Annotated in this window: 14 protein-coding genes; 4 read left to right on the top strand and 10 right to left on the bottom strand. The window is 66.7% G+C overall.

Features of this window, described 5'->3' with window-relative positions:
- Positions 1-2: 2 nt before the first annotated feature.
- Positions 3-932: an ABC transporter permease gene (locus K6L26_RS04790; protein ID WP_043367819.1), complete on the bottom strand. Its 930-nt coding sequence runs from the start codon at positions 930-932 to the stop codon at positions 3-5.
- A gap of 4 nt (positions 933-936) precedes the next feature.
- Positions 937-2,490, bottom strand: coding sequence for an ABC transporter substrate-binding protein (locus tag K6L26_RS04785; protein ID WP_019343655.1), 1,554 nt, complete (start codon positions 2,488-2,490; stop codon positions 937-939).
- A gap of 318 nt (positions 2,491-2,808) precedes the next feature.
- Between K6L26_RS04785 and K6L26_RS04780 the strand changes: the two genes are divergently transcribed.
- Positions 2,809-3,789, top strand: a complete 981-nt coding sequence (locus tag K6L26_RS04780; RefSeq protein WP_065063563.1) for a 2-hydroxyacid dehydrogenase — start codon at positions 2,809-2,811, stop codon at positions 3,787-3,789.
- Here K6L26_RS04780 and K6L26_RS04775 read toward each other — a convergent pair.
- The gene (locus K6L26_RS04775) at positions 3,786-4,712 is read right to left on the bottom strand and encodes a LysR family transcriptional regulator (protein ID WP_019343653.1); all 927 of its coding nucleotides are present in this window, start codon (positions 4,710-4,712) and stop codon (positions 3,786-3,788) included. The two genes, K6L26_RS04780 and K6L26_RS04775, sit on opposite strands and share 4 nt — an antisense overlap.
- 113 nt (positions 4,713-4,825) lie before the next feature.
- Here K6L26_RS04775 and K6L26_RS04770 point away from each other — a divergent pair, with 113 nt between their 5' ends.
- Entirely contained in the window at positions 4,826-6,430 is a 1,605-nt protein-coding gene (locus K6L26_RS04770; RefSeq protein WP_221852796.1) for an HNH endonuclease signature motif containing protein, read from the top strand.
- Positions 6,431-6,447: 17 nt separating this feature from the next.
- Here the strand turns inward: K6L26_RS04770 and K6L26_RS04765 are convergent, their stop codons facing one another.
- From K6L26_RS04765 to K6L26_RS04755, 3 genes are read right to left on the bottom strand one after another with little or no spacing between them, the layout of a single operon-like run.
- Positions 6,448-7,707 carry a glucarate dehydratase family protein gene (locus K6L26_RS04765; RefSeq protein ID WP_065063630.1) on the bottom strand — a complete coding sequence of 420 codons (1,260 nt, stop codon included), beginning with the start codon at positions 7,705-7,707 and terminating at the stop codon, positions 6,448-6,450.
- The gene (locus K6L26_RS04760; protein ID WP_019343650.1) at positions 7,707-8,630 is read right to left on the bottom strand and encodes a 5-dehydro-4-deoxyglucarate dehydratase; all 924 of its coding nucleotides are present in this window, start codon (positions 8,628-8,630) and stop codon (positions 7,707-7,709) included. Before K6L26_RS04760 ends, K6L26_RS04765 begins: the two co-directional genes overlap by 1 nt.
- A gap of 25 nt (positions 8,631-8,655) precedes the next feature.
- Positions 8,656-10,254: an aldehyde dehydrogenase (NADP(+)) gene (locus tag K6L26_RS04755; protein ID WP_019343649.1), complete on the bottom strand. Its 1,599-nt coding sequence runs from the start codon at positions 10,252-10,254 to the stop codon at positions 8,656-8,658.
- 183 nt (positions 10,255-10,437) lie between these two features.
- Between K6L26_RS04755 and K6L26_RS04750 the strand changes: the two genes are divergently transcribed.
- Both K6L26_RS04750 and K6L26_RS04745 read left to right on the top strand, forming a co-directional pair.
- Entirely contained in the window at positions 10,438-10,800 is a 363-nt protein-coding gene (locus tag K6L26_RS04750; RefSeq protein ID WP_043367822.1) for an STAS domain-containing protein, read from the top strand.
- Positions 10,801-10,851: 51 nt separating this feature from the next.
- Entirely contained in the window at positions 10,852-11,295 is a 444-nt protein-coding gene (locus K6L26_RS04745; RefSeq protein WP_019343647.1) for an ATP-binding protein, read from the top strand.
- On the opposite strand, the gene K6L26_RS04740 is transcribed toward K6L26_RS04745, so the two are convergent.
- The 4 genes from K6L26_RS04740 to K6L26_RS04725 all read right to left on the bottom strand — a co-directional run bounded on the left by K6L26_RS04740 (position 11,268) and on the right by K6L26_RS04725 (position 15,028).
- Positions 11,268-11,711, bottom strand: a complete 444-nt coding sequence (locus K6L26_RS04740) for a response regulator (RefSeq protein ID WP_019343646.1) — start codon at positions 11,709-11,711, stop codon at positions 11,268-11,270. The two genes, K6L26_RS04745 and K6L26_RS04740, sit on opposite strands and share 28 nt — an antisense overlap.
- On the bottom strand, positions 11,708-13,285 hold the full coding sequence (locus tag K6L26_RS04735; RefSeq protein WP_076213202.1) for a sensor histidine kinase: 1,578 nt from the start codon (positions 13,283-13,285) through the stop codon (positions 11,708-11,710). The genes K6L26_RS04740 and K6L26_RS04735 overlap by 4 nt, the downstream gene beginning before the upstream one ends.
- Entirely contained in the window at positions 13,282-14,493 is a 1,212-nt protein-coding gene (locus K6L26_RS04730; protein WP_221853335.1) for a PP2C family protein-serine/threonine phosphatase, read from the bottom strand. The genes K6L26_RS04735 and K6L26_RS04730 overlap by 4 nt, the downstream gene beginning before the upstream one ends.
- A 127-nt stretch (positions 14,494-14,620) precedes the next feature.
- Complete coding sequence (locus K6L26_RS04725; RefSeq protein ID WP_019346995.1) at positions 14,621-15,028, bottom strand: hypothetical protein; 408 nt, start codon at positions 15,026-15,028, stop codon at positions 14,621-14,623.
- Positions 15,029-15,031 lie beyond the last annotated feature (3 nt).

Here is a 15,031-nt window from a genome sequence, read left to right as displayed (position 1 = left end):
CCCTAGACCTTTGCCGGTTCCCGTACGCGCGCGTCGAGCAGCGCGTAGCAGGCGTCGATGATGATGTTGAGGACGAAAATGCTGACGGCCGTGAGCAGTACGGCTGCCTGGAGCACCGCGAAATCACGCTGCAGGATGGCGTCGATCATGAGCTTGCCGATGCCCGGCCAGCCGAAGATCGCCTCGACCACGACCGCTCCGTTGATCAGGCCCACCGCGAGGTCACCTGCCACCGTCAGCGCGGGTGCTGCCGCGTTGCGCAGTGCGTGATGGCTGACCACCCGCAGATCGGCGGCGCCCTTGCTCCGGGCGAGCCGGATGTAGGGCGCCGAGAGGGCCGAGACCATGGCGCCGCGAACCACCTGGGTCAGCACGCCCAGCGGGCGGATCATCAGCGTGGCGATCGGCAGGATCCACGACAGCAAGCCGTCATCTGTGCCCGAGGTCGGCAACCATCCCATCAGGACGGAGAACAGCCACACCCCGGTGATGGCGAACCAGAAGTCGGGAATGCTGGCCGCGGTCATCGACAGCAGGCTGGAGAACCGGTCGGCCAGTGAGTTGGGCCGGTAGGCGGCCCAGCAGCCCACGATGACGGCGCCGATGATCGCCAGCAGCATGGTGGTGAAGGCCAGTTGCAGAGTGGCGGGGAAGGCGCGCAGCGCCATGGCCGATGCGGATTCGCCCGTGCGCAGCGAGGTGCCGAAGTCGAGGTGGATCACGCCCTTGAAGTAGTCAAGCAACTGGACGGCGAGGGGCCGGTCGAACCCGTGCTGATGGGCGAACGCTTCCCGCTGGTCGGCGGTGGCGGACTCGGGCAGGTAGAGGTTGGTCGGATCACCGGTGAGCCGGGCGAGCAGGAACACGCCGAGCAGCACGATGATCAACGGGATGGCGCTCGTGTACATCCGGCGCCGGACAAAGGGGAACATCGGCTCAGCTCCTGTCGGTGCGGTCGGGCGCAGCGGGCGTCATCTCCGACAGCCGCATCTCGTCGCCGGTGGCGGCGTTGGGGGTGTAGTCGACGCGCGGTGACTTGCCGAGGATGCCCTTCATGTGGGCGAGGTAGGCGAACTGCATGATCTGCTGCGGTTCCTCGGCGAACAGCGTGGCGAACGCGTCCTGGCGGGCCTGGCCGGTGAGCGCCTCCGCGGCGCGGATCTTCGCGTCGAATTCTTTTGTGCCGTAGGCGCTCTGCGGCCCCTCGGACAGCATGTACTGGTCCATGGTGAACGCGGCGTCACCGGCCTGATTCCCGTGCATGATCATCAGGAGATAAGGACCGGTGTCTGCCGGGAACGGACGCAGCTGGTACTGCAACTGGCCGGCCGTGTCCATCATCTCGATCTTGACGTTGAGGCCGATCTCGGCGAATTCACTCTGTAGCACCTCGATGGTCTCGGAGATCTTCGGGAACTGAGCGGTGCGGCCGATCAGCCGGATCTGACGGTCCACTGGCACGCCGTCCGCCCTGGCCTCGGCGATGAGTGCCTTTGCCTTGTCGAGATCGTGGGGCCACAACGGCAGCTGGTCGTTGTACCCGACGACACCGGAGGGGATGAGCTGGGAGGCCGGCTCCCCGAGGCCACGGAACAACGCCTTGACGATGCCGGTCCGGTTGACGGAGTAATTGATGGCCTGCCGCACACGGAGGTCATTGAGCGGTGCCTCCGTCGCCTGTATGCGCAGTGCGGTGGTCTCGTTGTTCTGGAAAGGCACTCCACGATCACCGGCGCCGTCCTCAGGGCCCAGCGACGTGGCGATGTCGGCTTCGTCGTTGGTGATCATCGCGGCCCGCACACTGCCCTCACTGCGCCACTGGTACTCGGCGCGGGCGAACGCCGGCTTGGCGCCCCAGTACCGGTCGTTGCGCTTGAGCCGCAGCTTCTGGCCGTACTCCCAGTCCTCGATCGCGTACGGTCCGGTGCCGATGGGCTCGCGCACCTTCTCGGTGAGGCTGGTTCCCGACGGCACGATCTCCACGAATGAGATACGCAGCGGCAGAATCGGATCCGGCTTCGGCGTTCCGATCACCACGGTGTTCTCGTCGGGGGTCGTGACCTCGAGCCTGTCGTCGCCGAACACATAGCCGTCGACGTTGCACTGCAGATCGGAGTTCACCGCTCGGTCGATCGAGAAGGCCGCGTCCTTGGCGGTCAACGGCGCGCCGTCGGAGAACACGACTCCCTTGCGGATGTCGAATGCCCATTGGTCGGGCGCGGTTTGGCGCCAAGCGGTGGACAGCAGCGGTTGCAGATCGCCGCTGTCGGGATCGCGCTCGATGAGCGGTTCGGTGATGTTGGACCGCACCACGATGCCGGTCGATGTCAGGGAGCTCTCGCAGGGCTCCAGCGTCGGCGGCTCCTGGGAGATGACGATCCGCAAGGTGTCGGGGTCATAGCCGCCGTGCGCGGTGTTGGCGACGGTGCACCCCGCGGTGAAGGTGCAGGCGGCGAGTGCGACTGCCGGAGCGGCGAGAGCTCGCCTCATGGATCCTCCAGGGGTGTGATGTCCACGTATGTGGATGCCGGTTGTGACCGCAGACACACGCTAAGAACGGTCCACGACGCCCGTCAAGCCACTGGAATCGCGGGAAATGCCCGAAGTCCGGCCACGGCGGGCGACGACGGAAGCGCCGAAGAGACCAGTTTGACCTGCGAATTTGATCTCCGGATCAGACCATCGATACGTCCACGGCAATGCCGTGGCGGCAATTATGCAGCTTGCGTATCAACCCATGCTATTTCCGTGTTGGACGGGTATTTGCAGGCAGGCATACCGTAGCTGCATCCCGACCGAGGAGTACGTGTGCCCGAATCCGATTCCACCCGCCGCGTCCTGCAGGTGGGTCCGCTCAAGCCCTCGCTCGCCGATACGCTGCGGACCAGCTACCACGCCCTGGTTCTGCCCGACGGGTCCGAACGCGCGGGGTTCCTCGCCGAGCACGGCGCCGCCATCGCCGCGGTGGTGACCTCGGGGCGCACCGGCGTCGACGCCGAACTGATGTCCGCACTACCCAATCTGGGCGCGGTGGTGAACTTCGGGGTCGGTTACGACACCACGGACATCGACGCGGCCGCTGCCCGAAACGTCATGGTCAGCAACACCCCGGACGTGCTCAGTGACTGCGTGGCGGACACCGCCGTCGGATTGCTGATCGACACCATGCGGCAATTCTCGGCCGCCGACCGCTATCTGCGGGCCGGCCGCTGGATCAGTGAGGGCAATTACCCACTGGCCCATAAGGTTTCGGGTGCCCGCGTCGGCATCATCGGCCTCGGCCGCATCGGTCAGGCCATCGCCACCCGGCTGGTCGCATTCGGCTGTTCGATCAGCTATCACAACCGTCGTGAGGTCGCAGAAACCCCGTACACCTACGTCGGCTCCGCCGTCGAGCTGGCCCGGCAGGTCGATGTCCTGGTCATTGCCGCCTCCGGCGGCAGCGGGACCCGCCACCTCGTGGACCGGGATGTCCTCGACGCGCTCGGCCCGGACGGCTACCTGGTGAACATCGCCCGCGGCAGCGTCGTGGACGAGGCCGCCCTCGTCGACGCACTCACCGACGGCAGGCTCGCGGGGGCCGGGCTCGACGTGTTCACCGACGAGCCGAATGTGCCTGAAGCCCTGCTGACCTCGGACAACGTGGTGCTGCTCCCCCACGTCGGAAGTGGCACCGTGGAGACCCGCGCCGCCATGGAGGCCCTGACCCTGGCCAACCTGGACAAGTTCCTGGAGTCCGGCGAACTCCTCACGCCGGTGCCGATGCCGGTTCCGGCTGCCCGGAATTAACCGACGAAATCCTCGACCAGATCGTCGGTCGTCCACTCCCGCGGCGGCAGCACGTCGCGCAGCAGACGCAGTAGCGCGGGGTTCGTGCTGTCCCCGCGCCAGACCGCATCCAGTTCGACCGGACGTTCGCGGAACGCGCCGATCGAACGGAACACCACCCCCTCGGGATGCAGGGTGGCCGTGGACGCGGGCACCAGGGCGATGCCGATGCCGGAGCGCACGAGCACCAGCATGGTGTGCACCTGGGTGACGTACTGGACGTAGCGCGGCGTAGCTCCGGCGATGGTGAACGTGCTGATCAGCAGCTCGTGGAAATACCGGGCCTGCACCGGGGAGTACATCACCATGTCCTGGCCGTCGAGGTCGTTGAGCGTGAGCTGACGACGCACCTCGACCAGCGGGTGTGCGGCCGGCAGCGCGGCGATGAGCTGTTCGTGCAGCAGGGGCCGCGATACCAGGCCGGGTCGCTTGAGCGGTGGCCGAGCCATACCGAGATCCAGTTCGCCCGTCATCAGCGCTTCGATCTGGGCGGCCGTCACCATCTCCCGCAACTCGAGTGTCACGTCGGGCAGCTGTTCCCGCGCGGCGTCGAACAACCTGGGCAATACCGGATGGGCCGACGCCGCGGTGAATCCGATCACCACAGTTCCCAGATCGCCTGCGGGAACGCGTTTCACGTTGAGCGCGGCACCCTCGGCCAACTGCAGGATGCGGCGGGCATCGGGCAGGAAGGCCACCCCCGCGGGAGTCAACGTGACCGACCGGGTGGTGCGGTCGATCAGGTTCACTCCGAGTTCGCTCTCGAGCTGCTGGATCTGGCGGCTCAGGGGTGGCTGGGTCATGTGCAGTCGTTCGGCGGCCCGGCCGAAGTGCAACTCTTCGGCGACGGCGATGAAGCACGACAGCCTCGACAGCGAGAACACCGATGCAGCGTATCGACCGCACTCGCCACATATGCGCGAACGGCATGAATGTCGGCGATGAATGGGACGGCAAGGCATTGCCGACCTGCGCATTCCCGATTACTCTCGAACATATGTTCGAGTTACTCGATCGGCCGGCGCTCGGTGAACTCACAGACGCCGCGCTGGTCGACACTCTCGAACACCACACCCGCGCCGAAGCCATCGAGGCAGCCGCACGCCTGGCCACCATCGCCGAAATCGTCGCCCGCCACTGCGACGACGAAGACGAACTCTCCGCCCACTGCGCGATCGACGGCTGGGAAACCGCCAACGCCGCCGTCAGCGCCGCCTGCAACCTCAGCCGCCGCGCCGCCTCCGCCCAGATGCGCATCGCCCAGGCCCTGCGCGACCGACTGCCCAAAGTCGCCGCCGTCTTCGCCCGCGGAGACATCTCCGCAAAAGTCATCTCCACCATCACCTGGCACACCCAACTCGTCACCGACGAGGACGCATTGGGGTTGATCGACACCGCCCTGGCCGGCGCCGCCACCACCTACGGAGCGCTCTCCTCGACCAAGGCAGAACAAGCCATCGACGTCTGGGTCGAGAAATTCGACCCCGCCGCCGTCCGCAGAACCCGCACCGCCGCCCGAGACCGCGACATCCACTTCGGCGACCCCGACGACCCCAACGGCACCGTCTCCATCTGGGGACGACTGCTGGCCACCGACGCCGCCCTGATCAAAACCCTGCTCAACACCATGGCCCGCAGCGTCTGCGACAACGACCCCCGCACCCTCGGACAACGCCGCTCCGACGCCCTGGGCGCCCTCGGCGCCGGAGCCGACCACCTCACCTGCCAATGCGGCAACCCCGACTGCGACGCCACCGGCATCGACCCCCGCTCCCGCAACGTGGTCATCCACCTCCTCGCACAAACCCTGCCCCAAGCCGTCCACGCCGACGAAAGCGACAGTGCGGGCGGCGACGTCGTTGCGCAAACCCATGACGAAAGCCAGGACAGCGCAAGCGATCTGGCCGACAATCCCGACGCACTCGCGGACCCGGCTCAATCACCCCGCGATCCACGCATCCACGGCGAACCCGCCCTCAACGACTACCCAGCAGACCGCATACCTACCGTCGCCGGCAGCCCCGCAGTCATCCTCGGCGGCGGCATCGTGCCCGCACCCCTGCTCGCCGAACTCATCGCCACCGGCGCCACCATCAAACCCCTCAGCGACCCCGACGACCTGGCCACCGAAACCCGCTACCGGCCCTCCACCAAACTGGCCGCGTTCGTCCGCATGCGCGACCTCGTATGCATGTTCCCCGGCTGCGCAGTCTCAGCCACCAACTGCGATCTCGACCACAGCACCCCCTGGCCCGCCGGAGCCACCCATCCCGGCAATCTCGGTCCCAAATGCCGAACTCACCACCTGCTCAAGACCTTTCACACCGGAGAGAACGGCTGGACCGACATCCAACACCCCGACGGCAGCCACACCTGGACCTCACCCACCGGTCAGATCTACCACACGACTCCGTTCAGCCAGATCCTGTTCCCCGACAGCAGCACCCACACCCCAGCCCCACCCGCACAACCAGCCCCCACACCCACCGACCGGCACATCAAAATGCCGCTCCGCCAACGCACCCGCCAGCAAACCCGCACCCAACGCATCAACACCGAACGCCGACTCAACGCCGAACTCGACAAACCCCCACCGTACTAACGGGTTTCAACAGAGCACTACCAGCGCGGGCTGACCGCCTCGAATGACGGATCAACCGTGCGCATGTAGCCGGTGTCGTCGCGGTCAGTGATCCCGCAACGCAGATATTGCTCGTGCAGCGCAGCCAGGGAATCGTCGTCGATCTGCACCCCGAGCCCGGGACCGACCGGTACCGGCACTGAACCGGAGCGGAATTCGAGTGCGCCGGGTCGCACGACATCTTCTGTCTTCCACGGCCAGTGGGTGTCACAGGCGTAGGTGAGGTTCGGTGTGGCGGCGGCCAGGTGCACCATCGCGGCCAGGCTGATGCCCAGATGCGAGTTGGAATGCATGGACAACCCCAGCCCGAAGGTGTCGCAGATGCCGGCCAGCAGCCGGGAGCGCTGCAACCCACCCCAATAGTGGTGGTCGGAAAGCACCACGCGCACGGAGCCTTTCGCCACGGCGGGCGCCAACTGATCGAAGGCCACCACACACATGTTGGTGGCCAACGGCATCGGCGCCGCTGCCGCCACGTCGGCCATCCCGTCCAGCCCCGGCGTCGGATCCTCCAGGTACTCGAGCACCCCGGACAGCCGCGCAGCCACCTTCAGTGATGTCTCGGGAGTCCAGGCGGCATTCGGATCCAGCCGCAGCGGATGGCCGGGGAACGCGGCTCGCAGCGCCTCGATCGCGGCGGCCTCTTCCTCCGGCGGGAAGACACCGCCCTTCAGTTTGATGGCGGTGAAACCGTATTCGTCCACGATGCGGCGGGCCTGGGCCACGATGCCGTCCGGGTCGAGCGCCTCGCCCCAGTTATCGGGTTCGGACCCGGGGTGGCCGGCCCACTTGTAGAACAGGTAGGCGCTGAACGGCACGGCATCACGCACCGCCCCGCCGAGCAGGTCCGACACCGGCCGCCCGGTGGCCTGGCCCGCGACGTCGAGGCAGGCCACCTCGAACGGTGAGAAGACCTGGTCGACGGCACTGGCGGTGGTGATCATGCCGGCGGTCCCGACCGCCGCGGTGTCACCTTGCAGCACCCGGGCGATGGCGGCTCGAATAGCGTTGAGCGCAAACACATCCTGACCGACGATGGCGTCAGCGGCGGCAGCCAGACGCTTTAGATGCCGGGTGTCGGCATACGTTTCGCCCAGCCCGGTCAAGCCCGCGTCGGTGTCGAGCTGGATGATCGCCCGCAGCGCGAACGGTTGGTGCACGCCGACGGTGTTGAGCAACGGAGGGTCGGCGAACGCGACCGGCGTGATGCGCGCGCCGGTGATGCGGACGGGTGGCATCAGTGCACCAGGGCCTCGGCAAGCACCGCGCGCCCGGCCGCCAGGATGCGTTGCAGCTCGGCGACATCGTCGGGCCTGGCATCGATCAGCGGTGGACGCACCGGCCCGGCGGGTATGCCCTCCAACGTGACCCCGGCCTTGATCAACGAGACCGCATAGCCGGGGACGGTGTCCCGCAAGCGCACCAGTGGGTGATAGAACTCGCGCGTGAGGGCCGCGATCAACGGCTCGTTGCCGGTCTCAAGAGCCTGGTAGAAGGCGAGCGCCACATCGGGCGCGAACGCGAACGTCGCAGACGAGTACAACGTGACGCCGATGGCGCGGTACGCCTGCTGCGACACCTCGGCGGTGGGCAGCCCGTTGAAGAATTGGAACGGCTTGCCGAGCGGCTCGAGCGCATCGGTGACCGCCCGCACGATGCGTGACACCCGATCGAGATCACCTGTGCCGTCCTTGAATCCGACGACGTTGGGAATCAGGGCGGCCTCGACCGCCGACTCCTCGGTGTAGCGAGCGTTGTTGCGGTTGTAGACGACGACCGGAAGGTCGGTGACCGCGCTGACCTCACGGGTGTAGGCCACCAGCCCGGACTGCGGCATCTCCACCAGGTACGGCGGCAGCAGGAGCAGCCCGTCGGCGCCGGCTTCGGCGGCCACCTCGGCGAAGGCCTTGGCCGAGGCGACCGAGCCGCCCGCTCCGGCATATACCGGGACCCGGCCGCCGACGGTCTGGACGGCAGTCCGCACCACCGTGCGCATCTCCTCGGGGTCGAGGGCATGGAATTCTCCGGTGCCGCAACCGATGAAAACCCCACCGGGCCCGGCGTCGACACCCTTGGCGACGTGCTGCGCGAGCAGGTCGACATCGACCTCACCGGCCTCGGTGAGCGGGGTTACCGGGAAGAACAGGACGCCGTCCAGCATGTGTGTACTCCTTGTGTTGATCAGGTCAGTCTTGGGTGAGGTTGCCGTCGATGCGCCGCCACAGGCCGTCCGGGTTGCCGTCGGCAATCGCACTGGGCAGCAAGGATTTCGGGGCGTCCTGGTAGCACACCGGCCGCAGGAACCGCTCGATGGCACGGGCCCCCACCGAGGTGGTGCGCGAATCGGAGGTGGAGGGGAACGGCCCGCCGTGCACCATGGCATGACCGACCTCGACGCCGGTCGGCCAGCCGTTGAACAGGATTCGTCCCGCCTTGAGCTCGAGGACGTCCAGCAGGTCAGCGGCCTGCCCGTGGTCGGACTCGTCGGCGTGGATGGTGGCGGTCAGCTGGCCTTCCAGACTGTTGGCGAGCCGCAGCATCTCGGCGGTATCGGAGCACCTGACCAGAACACCCGAGGCGCCGAACACCTCTGACTGCAACGCCGCGGAGTCCAGGAACGTCGGGGCATCCGTGGCGAACAGCGCGGCGCGGCACGGTGCGGCGGGGGCGTCGGCTTCCGAGCCGCGGGCGAGCACCGTGGCCTCAGCCTCCAGCGCCGCAACGCCTGCGCGGAAACTGTCGGCGATGCCGGGGGTCAGCATCACAGTCGGTGTGCTGGACGCGACCGCTTCGCGTGCCGCGGCGACGAAGGGTTCCAGCTCGGGCCCGTCGACGGCGATGATCAAGCCGGGATTGGTGCAGAACTGTCCGGAACCCAGCGTCAGTGATCCGACGAAGGCCCGGCCCAGCTCGGCGCCCCGGTCGGCCAGTGCACCGCCGAGCAGGAACACCGGGTTGACGGCACTCATCTCGGCATACACCGGGATCGGCTCGGGGCGCGCGGCGGCGGCAGCCACCAACGCCATACCGCCCGCGCGGGAACCGGTGAATCCGACCGCCTTGATCCGGGGATCGGTGACCAGGGCGGTACCGAGCTCAGGTCCGAAGCCGTACAGCAGCGAGAACGTTCCGGCGGGCAGCCCGCAGGACTCGACGGCCTCGGTGATGGCACGCCCGACAAGTTCGGAGGTTCCGGGGTGGGCGTCGTGGGCCTTGACCACCACCGGGCAACCGGCGGCCAAGGCGGAGGCGGTATCGCCGCCGGCTACCGAGAAGGCAAGCGGGAAGTTGCTGGCGCCGAACACCGCGACGGGGCCGAGCGGCACACTGCGCTGACGGATGTCCGGACGGGGCAGTGGGGTGCGGTCTGGTTGGGCGGGGTCGATCCGGGCCTGGTTCCAGCTGCCCTCGCGCAGCACTGCGGCGAACAACCGCAGTTGACCTGTGGTGCGCCCGACTTCTCCGGTCAGCCGCGGCAGTGGCAGACCGGTCTCAGCGTGCGCGCGTTCCACCAGGACGTCGCCGATCGACTCAAGATTGGTCGCGATCGCCTCCAGGAACTGAGCCCGCGTCTCGATCGGGGCCGATCGGTACGGCGAGAAGGCCTCCGCGGCGGCAGCACAAGCGTCCTCGACATGGGAACCGTCGCCGTAGGCGTACGCGGGTTCGATGGGCTCGCCGGTTTGCGGGTCGATGCCTCGTATCTCTTTACCGGCACCCCACACCGGTGCACCCGCGATCAACATCTGGCCAGTCAGCTCTGTGGTCTGCACCATGGTTGCCATAGTGGCACCGTACGGCCGTCGATAAATACATGTCCAAGTCAAGTTTGCGACCCATTGATGCACCGATTGCATCAGTTGAGCCGACATGCACTTCCCGGTGCGGGGCGCCCGCGGGCATCTCGGTTTACACCGTTATCATTTGTCGACGTCTCCATAGGCGCACGAATTTCGTCGGAGGTGACGATGACTAGCCAACCGGACCCGGCGAGCTGCTCGGTGGAAGAGAGCCGCGTCGGTGACGTGAGTGTGGTGGCAGTGGCCGGAACGGTCGACATGCTCACCGCACCGAAACTCGAAGAGGCGATCAACTCCGCCGTCAAGAACTCACCCACGGCGGTGGTGGTCGATATGAGCGCCGTGGAGTTCCTGGCCTCGGCCGGGATGGGTGTGCTCGTGGCCGCCCGGGAGCAACTGGGCGACGGGGCACGGTTCGCAGTGGTCGCCGACGGGCCGGCCACCAGCCGGCCTCTGAAGCTGGTCGGAATCACCGAGGTCGTTGAACTGTTCGCGACACTCGATGAGGCATTGGCAGCACTGAAGACATAACACCGGCGACAGACATAACACCGGCGACGACGGGGTAGCCAACGGGTCGACATGATGAACGCAGGCCAGTCAGCTCACTTCACGAAACACGTCACTGCCGCCCCCGAAGAGGCGGCGCTGATGCGCCGTGAGTTCACCAGCTGGCTGAGCAGCAATCTCACCCTCGACCCGACGAAGGCCAGCGATGTCGTGCTGGCCGTCAATGAAGCGTTGGCCAATGCCGCAGAGTTCGCGTACGTAGACGCCCCGTCGCCGGGAGTGATGGGCCTACGCGCCGAGTACGACAGCGATGCAGCGGTTCTCACGGTCACCGTCACCGATGAGGGCACGTGGCGGATCAACCAGACCGACCACAAGAACCCGGCCCGCGGGCGCGGTATCCCGCTGATGCGGGCGCTCACGGATCGGGCCGTCATCGAGTCCAACCACGCAGGCACCGAGGTCCGCCTGCAGTGGGACCACGTCGATCAGAACTGCGGGAGCCGCACCACCTGAACGAAGAACTCGTCGATCTGACGGACCGCACTCATGAACTGGTCCAGGTCAACGGGTTTCGTGACGTAGGCATTGGCGTGCAGCTTGTAGCTGCGCAGGATGTCCTCTTCGGCCGATGAGGTGGTCAGCACCACGATCGGGATGTGGCACAGATCCGGATCGGACTTGATCTTCTCGAGCAGCTGCCTACCGTCGTACTTCGGCAAGTTCAGATCGAGCAGGATCAGGTCCGGTCGCGGCGCCTCTCCGAAAGCGCCGCGCCGGTACAGAAAGTCCAGGCCTTCCTCACCGTCCCGGGCCACGTGCAAGTTGTTCTTGATCTTGTTGTGTTCGAACGCTTCCCGGGTGATCAGCTCATCACCGGGATCGTCCTCGACCAACAGGATGTCAATCGCTCGGTTCTCCGATGAGGTCACTTGGGGCTTCCTTCCAACTGGGCTTCCGGCACGACGTCGGGCACGGTCGTCGGCGTCTCGGGCAGGGTGAACATGAACCGGGTACCAGGCGAATACGAGGTGTCGATCCAGATGGATCCGCCGTGGTGCTCGACGATCTTCTTGCACAGCGCGAGCCCGATGCCTGTGCCGCTGAAGGCGTCGCGTCCGTGCAGGCGTTGAAAGATGACGAACACCTTGTCCACGAACTCCTCACCGATGCCGATCCCGTTGTCCGAAACACTGAATACCCAGTTCTCGGCCAGTTCACCGGTACCGGGCCGGCAGTCGATCACGATCCGGGGCGCCACCCCGTCACGGTGGAACTTCACCGCGTTGCCGATCAGGTTCTGCCACAGCATGGTCATCAGCGTGGGGTCACCGTCTACCTGCGGCAACGGCTCATCCGGTCGCTCGATCTCGGCTCCCGACTCCGCGACCGCGGTGGCCAGGTTCTTCAACGCGCTCTCAAGTGCGTCGTCGAGGTTGACCTCAGTATGGGTGGCGTTGAGTCTGCCCACCCGAGAGAACGTCAGCAGGTCGTTGATCAGCACCTGCATCCGCTTGGCTCCGTCTACGGCGAAGCCGATGTACTCGACTCCCCGCTCATCCAGTTTGTCGCCGTAACGTTTCTCCAGCAGCTGACAGAACGAGGCGACCTTCCGCAGCGGCTCCTGAAGATCATGGGATGCGACGTAGGCGAACTGCTCGAGTTCGGCGTTGGATCGGCGCAATTCCTCTGCCTGCTGGTCCAGCGTCTCCTCGGCTGACCGGGAGGCTTCGAGTTCGTCAACCACCCGCTGCCGCATGTCCTCTACGTCAGCGGCGATCGCCCGAATGTCCTTGGGGCCCTGCGGGACGATGCGTTGACCGAAGTTGCCCTCGGTGATCCTGCGACACGAGGCTGCCAGCGCCGCCAGCGGACGGGTGACCGCGCTGCGCACCAGCACCGTCATCAACACCGCCATGACGAAGAACGCCAGGATCATCGCGATCACCACGCCGTCACGCCAGGCCCGAACGTAGGCCAAGGCGTCGACGCTGGTTTGCCTGGCCTGGCTCAGATGCTCGTTCTGAGCGTCGAAAAGCCCGCGCAGGCGGTCGAATTCGGCTTTGCCGCGATCCGCGGTCCCGGTGTCCAGGATCGCCGGCCGGCCCACCTTGACGCTCTCGATGAGCGGCTCGGCATACGTGGCCCGCCATGCCGCAGCGCCGTTCTCGATCGCATCAAGGTCAGCCAGAAGATCGGCGTGGCCGGCCAGATAGCCACGGATATCTTCTGCCGCAGCCGATTCGGCATCCTGTCCGTCGCCGTAGGGTTCGAGGAACCGGGGATCCGCGGCGATGGCGTATCCCCGCACGGCCGTCTCCTGATCCCGCAACGCTGCCTGCAGCTGATACGCCGCGACGCGGGCGGGCTGAATGTTGTCGATCAACTCTCGCGACACGGCGTCGGTGCGGGCCACCAGCGCGATGCCGGCAGCCGCACCCGTCAGCACGATCACGGACATCACCGTCACCAGCAGGTTCTGCCAGCCTTGGACTGTGAGCTTCATGCCGCAGACCGCTCCACTCTGATCAACGCGATGTCGTCACTGAGACCCCCGTGTGGACGCGCGCGGGATGCCACCTCGTCGATCAGTGCGGTCACGAAGTCTCGACCGGGAAGGGCCGCAAGGGTATTGGCGATATCGAGCAGGCCCTCTTCGCCGAGACGTTCGCCACCGTGTCCCGCGTGCCCCTCGAACAAGCCATCGGTGATCAGCAGCAGCCCGTGCCCTTCAGGCAAGTCCAGACTGTTGACGGGCCACTCGGTGGCCCCCAGGCCGAGCGCGGCACCCGCCGTGGGCTCGATCCACCGCACCGCATGGTCACCGTGCATCAGCAGGCCCGGATGCCCGGCGCGAACCACGTCGAACTGCCCGCTGTCGGGGTCGAGCGCCACGCTGAGCAGGGTCGCGAAGATGCCCGGTCCATGACGCTCGGTGGTCAGTATGCGGTCCAGTTGACGCATCCGCTCGTTTCCCCGCAAGCCTGCGAATGTCAATGCCCGCCAACCGATCCGCAACGCCACTCCGAGCGCTGCCTCGTCCGGTCCATGTCCGGCCACATCGCCCATCATCACATGCACGGTCCGGTCGGGCGTCTGCACGATGTCGTAGAAATCCCCGCCGAGCAGGGCTTCCCGCCGACTGGGCAGAGACTTGGTGACGATCTGGACGCCCGGATCGTCCAAGAGCAGCGGGGACGGCAGCAGGCCGCGCTCGAGTCGCGCGTTCTCCCGTTCCCGCAGCCGGCTCGCGTGCAGGTCCACCGCCGTCAGCTCGGCGCGTTTGCGCTCGATGGAGTACAGGACCGACCGCCGCAGCATCTCCGGGTCGACACGGCCCTTCACGAGATAGTCCTGCGCGCCCGACGCGACCGCCGAGACTCCGAAATGCTCGTCGTTCAGCCCCGTGAGCACGATGATCGGGACGGCCGGATCAAGCATGCCCAACCGGTGCAGGGCATCGATGCCTTGGGCATCGGGAAGGTTCAGGTCGAGCAGCACGCAGTCGGGGCGGTGGCCGATCAGTGCGCGCTGGGCAGCGGCCATCGACTGCACCCACACCAGGTCGATATCGGCGGTGTCGGCGACATCGGCGATCTGCTCTTCGACCAGCAACGCGTCGCCACGGTCGTCCTCGACCAACAACAGGGACAACCGCCGCCCTAGGGCTGGACCGCTGATTGTGGCAGATGGATACGGCTGTTCCGCGCGCATGGGATCACGTCCTTCACTCACTGAGGCCACCCCGGTCGCGGTGACCTCTGCTTTAGTGACGACGTGCTCGACAATACCTATGCGTAGGCGTCAATTCCCCCGCAGCCGATCGATCACGTGCCCGCGATCAAGATGCCCGGGCCTGTGAACGCAGCTCGAGCCGACGGAACACCTCGGTCCCCAACGCCCGCAGATCCTGACCCGCCGTCGCCGGGATCAGGGTCACCCCGTCGGCCACCTGGGCCGCTTCGATGTCGGCCACCAGCCCCGTCAGCCCGTCAACCGTCCCGACGTAACCCACCTGCGCCTCGGGTCCGGCCACCGTCAGGCTGCCGCGGGCCGAGCGGTAATCCCCGGCCACCGCCACGGTGACGTCGAGGATCACCGAGAGGGCGTCGTCCTCGGATTTGAGACCGGATCGGATCCGGCGCGCCTGGGCCAGATCAGGCGCGGAGATTCGCGCCGTCGGCTCGTCACCCTCGGTCAGCTCGGTCCAGGACTCGGCATCCGCCACGAATATCCGCACCCCGGCCACGTT

The organism is Mycobacterium farcinogenes (genome assembly GCF_019739075.1).
Classification (GTDB): domain Bacteria; phylum Actinomycetota; class Actinomycetes; order Mycobacteriales; family Mycobacteriaceae; genus Mycobacterium; species Mycobacterium senegalense.
Note: the sequence above shows the minus strand (reverse complement) of the source record. Positions and strands in the feature narration are given on the sequence as shown.